The following is a 5,703-nucleotide window of genomic DNA, read 5'->3' on the forward strand; positions in this document are numbered from 1 at the left end:
AATGCGGCGGCGCGCTACTCTCCCACACCCTCTCGAGTGCAGTACCATCGCCGCAGCCAGGCCTTAGCTTCCGGGTTCGGAAAGGGACCGGGCGTCTCACCTGGGCCATGACCACCGCAAAACCAATGTAACGGCCAACCACAAGGGATCGGCCGGCAAACGGAACCAGCCACGATTCCGATCGTGGCGGTCCGGGAACCGGACAACGGACGCAAGCAAAACGCCTTACCAGCATCGTCGTGACCACAAGAAACAGCATTCCTTGCCATCCAACGAGAAACCACCACAGGACGAGACCCAACCCAACAGGATTGGAAGAATGTGCCGCGATCGCCCGTTAGTACCGGTCGGCTCCACCCCTCGCGGGACTTCCACCTCCGGCCTATCGAACACGTGTTCCACATGCGGGCTACAGGCACCGAAGTGCCAAGGAATCCTAATCTTGGAGCAGGCTTCCCGCTTAGATGCTTTCAGCGGTTATCCCTCCCGAACGTAGCCAACCGGCCATGCCGCTGGCGCGACAACCGGCATACCAGAGGTCCGTCCACCCAGGTCCTCTCGTACTATGGGCAGGCCTCCTCAGGATTCCAACGAGCGCAGAGGATAGAGACCAAACTGTCTCACGACGTTCTGAACCCAGCTCGCGTGCCGCTTTAATCGGCGAACAGCCGAACCCTTGGGACCTGCTCCAGCCCCAGGATGCGACGAGCCGACATCGAGGTGCCAAACCATCCCGTCGATATGGACTCTTGGGAATGATCAGCCTGTTATCCCCGGGGTACCTTTTATCCGTTGAGCGATGCCGCGCCCGTGCGCCGGCACCGGATCACTATCTCCGACTTTCGTCCCTGCTCGAACCGTCGCTCTCGCAGTCAAGCCCGCTTGTGCGATTACACTCGAAACCCGATTGCCAACCGGGCTGAGCGGACCTTTGAGCGCCTCCGTTACTCTTTGGGAGGCAACCGCCCCAGTTAAACTACCCGCCAGGCACTGTCCCTGACAAGGATGACTTGCCGAGGTTAGACGTCAAACGAGAACAGAGCGGTATTTCACCTTGCGGCTCCACACGGGCTGGCGCCCGCGCTTCGAAGCCTCCCGCCTATGCTACACAATCCGCGCCTAACGCCAATACCAAGGTATAGTAAAGGTCCCGGGGTCTTTTCGTCCTTCTGCGCTTAACGAGCATCTTTACTCGTACTGCAATTTCGCCGAGCTCCTGGTCGAGACAGTGGGGAAGTCGTTACGCCATTCGTGCAGGTCGGAACTTACCCGACAAGGAATTTCGCTACCTTAGGATGGTTATAGTTACCACCGCCGTTTACCGGGGCTTGAATTCACCGCTTCACCCGAGGGCTGACGGATCCTCTTAACCTTCCGGCACCGGGCAGGCGTCAGTGCATATACAGCGGCTTGCGCCTTCGCATGCACCTGTGTTTTTGGTAAACAGTCGCTACCCCCTGGTCTGTGCCACCCCCCGACGCTCCGAGGGCAAGCCTCTTCACGTCCGGGGGTCTCCCTTATACCGAAGGCACGGGAGTGATTTGCCGAGTTCCTTGACCAGGATTCGCTCGATCGCCTTGGTATTCTCTACCTGACCACCAGTGTCGGTTTGGGGTACGGGCGGCAACGCCCCTCGCGCCGAGGCTTTTCTCGACGGCCTGGACCACCGGATATCGCGCCAAAAGGCGCCCATCATCGCACCTCACCCACACGTCCCACGGATTTGCCTATGGGACGGGCTGCGTGCTTGACCACGGAAAACCACCTCCGCGGCCGGCTCCCATTCCGTGTCACCCCTGTGCGCTAACCTACCAGGACTACGCTCCCAACAATCGCGGACACCGAACCCCGAAGGGAACGACGCCACGCGACCGGAGGTTAGTACTCATCCGTTCGGCTCTTGCGGTTCGCTGCCGGTACGGGAATATCCACCCGTTCATCCATTCGACTACGCCTGTCGGCCTCGCCTTAGGACCCGACTCACCCGGGGACGACGAACGTGGCCCCGGAACCCTTGGTCATCCAGCGGACGGGATCCTCACCCGTCTCTCGCTACTCATGTCTGCATTCTCGCTCCCGCGCGGTCCACGGCACGTTTCCACGGCCGCTTCGCCCCACGCGGGACGCTCTCCTACCCAACGGCCGAAAAGGCCGTTGCCGCGTCTTCGGTGGTGTGCTTGAGCCCCGCTACATTGTCGGCGCGGAACCACTAGACCAGTGAGCTGTTACGCACTCTTTCAAGGATGGCTGCTTCTGAGCCAACCTCCTGGCTGTCTATGCGACTCCACATCCTTTCCCACTTAGCACACGCTTCGGGACCTTAGACGACGATCTGGGCTGTCTCCCTCTCGACGACGGAGCTTATCCCCCGCCGACTCACTGCCGGAATACACATCCACGGTATTCGGAGTTTGGCTGCTATTGGTACCCGACACGGGCCCGCAAGCATCCAGTAGCTCTACCCCCGCGATGCAATCAACCGACGCTGCACCTAAATGCATTTCGGAGAGAACCAGCTATCACGGAATTTGATTGGCCTTTCACCCCTAGCCCCAGGTCATCCCCCCGGTTTTCAACCCAGGTGGGTTCGGTCCTCCACGCGGTCTTACCCGCGCTTCAACCTGCCCAGGGCTAGATCATCCCGCTTCGGGTCCAGGGCACGCGACTCAAAACGCCTTTTGAGACTCGCCTTCGCTACGGCTCCCCCACGACGGGTTAGCCTCGCCACGCACCACTGACTCGCAGACTCATTTTTCGATAGGCACGCCGTCACCCCACAAAGAAGGCTCCGACGGATTGTAGGCGCACGGTTTCAGGAACTCTTTCACTCCCCTCCCGGGGTGCTTTTCACCTTTCCCTCACGGTACTGGTACGCTATCGGTCAGACAGGTATGCTTAGACTTACCCCACGGTCGGGGCGGATTCACACGGGATTCCACGAGGCCCGCGCTACTTGGGACGCATGATCGGAAGACGGCAAGCTTCCAGGTACGGGGCTGGCACCCTCTGCGGCCAGGCCTTCAAGCCTGTTCCCCTGGCAAGCCGTTTTATGACTCCCGCCCGGTCCGTCGGAACCGGGACACACGCTCCCTCAACACCACGGACGCAACCCCCGACGGGTATCACGCGCCCATGGTTTGGTCTGATCCGCTTTCGCTCGCCACTACTCACGGAGTATCCCTTCCTGCAGGTACTGAGATGTTTCACTTCCCTGCGTACCCCCGGAACAACAAGGTTCCGTGCCGGCCCATGACGGCCGGCGGGTTGCCCCATTCGGAAATCCTCGGATCGAAGCCATGTTGGAGGCTCCCCGAGGCTTATCGCATCCTCAAACGTCCTTCATCGGTACTGTCTGCCAAGGCATCCACCATACGCCCTTCAGGGCGGCACACGCCCCGAAAAACCCTAATGATAGCTTCATCACGCCAGACGACAAATCATCACACTGTAAAAAATGATCACAAAACGATCGATCTCGAAACCAGACTCCAAAAAAGAGCCTGGCGAAATCGCGATAAAGCAAACGATGAAACAGAATTCATCGCATTGCTCGCGTCCACTATCCAGTTCTCAAACCACCACGCGCCCCGCCAGGACCCGACCCACAGGCCCACAGGCCCACGGCGTCCCACCAGGGGCATCCGGAAAACCGCACGCGACCACAAGTCGCGGGTGGCGGTCCGGGAGCCCAAAAGCATACCCATACCACTCCCCGGACCCCCGAAAAGGAATCCCAAAGCCCATGATCTCTTCCACACCAGCACGCCCACACGAAACCGGGAACCATTCCCGACGCATGGGCCACACGACGGACGCCAGACCGGCGTCCTGAAAACTCCGTAGAAAGGAGGTGATCCAGCCGCACCTTCCGGTACGGCTACCTTGTTACGACTTAGTCCCAATCACGAGTCTCACCTTAGACGGCTCCATCCCACAAGGGGTTAGGCCACCGGCTTCGGGTGCTACCCACTTTCATGACTTGACGGGCGGTGTGTACAAGGCCCGGGAACGCATTCACCGCGGCGTTGCTGATCCGCGATTACTAGCGACTCCGCCTTCATGGAGTCGGGTTGCAGACTCCAATCCGAACTGAGACCGGTTTTCAGGGATCCGCTCCATGTCGCCATGTCGCATCCCGTTGTACCGGCCATTGTAGCATGCGTGAAGCCCTGGACGTAAGGGGCATGATGATCTGACGTCATCCCCACCTTCCTCCGAGTTGACCCCGGCGGTCCCCCGTGAGTTCCCGCCATGACGCGCTGGCAACACAGGGCGAGGGTTGCGCTCGTTGCGGGACTTAACCCAACATCTCACGACACGAGCTGACGACGACCATGCACCACCTGTGAACCCGCCCCGAAGGGAAGCCCCATCTCTGGAGCGGTCGGGAACATGTCAAGCCCAGGTAAGGTTCTTCGCGTTGCATCGAATTAATCCGCATGCTCCGCCGCTTGTGCGGGCCCCCGTCAATTTCTTTGAGTTTTAGCCTTGCGGCCGTACTCCCCAGGCGGGATGCTTAACGCGTTAGCTCCGACACGGAACCCGTGGAACGGGCCCCACATCCAGCATCCACCGTTTACGGCGTGGACTACCAGGGTATCTAATCCTGTTCGCTCCCCACGCTTTCGCTCCTCAGCGTCAGTAACGGCCCAGAGACCTGCCTTCGCCATTGGTGTTCTTCCCGATATCTACACATTCCACCGTTACACCGGGAATTCCAGTCTCCCCTACCGCACTCCAGCCCGCCCGTACCCGGCGCAGATCCACCGTTAAGCGATGGACTTTCACACCGGACGCGACGAACCGCCTACGAGCCCTTTACGCCCAATAATTCCGGATAACGCTTGCACCCTACGTATTACCGCGGCTGCTGGCACGTAGTTAGCCGGTGCTTATTCGAAAGGTACACTCACCCGAAGGCTTGCTCCCGATCAAAAGCGGTTTACAACCCGAAGGCCGTCATCCCGCACGCGGCGTCGCTGCATCAGGCTTGCGCCCATTGTGCAATATTCCCCACTGCTGCCTCCCGTAGGAGTCTGGGCCGTATCTCAGTCCCAATGTGGCCGGTCGCCCTCTCAGGCCGGCTACCCGTCGTAGGCTCGGTGGGCCGTTACCCCGCCGACTACCTGATAGGACGCGACCCCATCCCATACCGATGAAATCTTTCCCGACACCCCATGCGAGGAGTCGGAGCATCCGGCATTACCACCCGTTTCCAGGAGCTATTCCGGTGTATGGGGCAGGTCGGTCACGCATTACTCACCCGTTCGCCACTCTCACCACCAAGCAAGCTTGATGGATCCCGTTCGACTTGCATGTGTTAAGCACGCCGCCAGCGTTCATCCTGAGCCAGAATCGAACCCTCCACAAAAAACCTTTCATGAAGAGAACCAACATGTGACTCTCAAAAATAAAGAAACCGACATCCGTTTATAAGGAAAACGGACTGTCCGCAAAAACCCCGTCCCGTTTGACCGGCCTCCCGGCACCCACGCCAAACACGCGGGCCGTAAGACGGACTGGCAATCATTGACTATAAAGAAGTAGTACAAATACGCTTTTGAGTTCTCAAACCACCACCACTCACCCACCTCAGGGAACCCCAGCCGGGGAACCACTCGCTGAGCGGCAGCAAGAGATAAACCTACAGCACAACGGCCGGCAACGCAAATCGGACATCCACGAACACCACGAAAACCATTG

General features: G+C 59.4%; 3 rRNA genes. All 3 read right to left on the reverse strand.

Annotation, left to right across the window (positions count from 1 at the left end):
• Position 1: 1 nt before the first annotated feature.
• Positions 2-119, reverse strand: a 5S ribosomal RNA gene (gene rrf, locus WMO36_RS08290).
• A gap of 199 nt (positions 120-318) precedes the next feature.
• Positions 319-3,391, reverse strand: a 23S ribosomal RNA gene (locus tag WMO36_RS08295).
• A 452-nt stretch (positions 3,392-3,843) separates the two neighbouring features.
• A 16S ribosomal RNA gene (locus WMO36_RS08300) occupies positions 3,844-5,371 on the reverse strand.
• The 16S, 23S and 5S rRNA genes sit together here, the layout of an rRNA operon.
• Positions 5,372-5,703: the final 332 nt, after the last annotated feature.

It is taken from the genome of Bifidobacterium hominis (genome assembly GCF_040095915.1).
GTDB lineage: Bacteria > Actinomycetota > Actinomycetes > Actinomycetales > Bifidobacteriaceae > Bifidobacterium > Bifidobacterium hominis.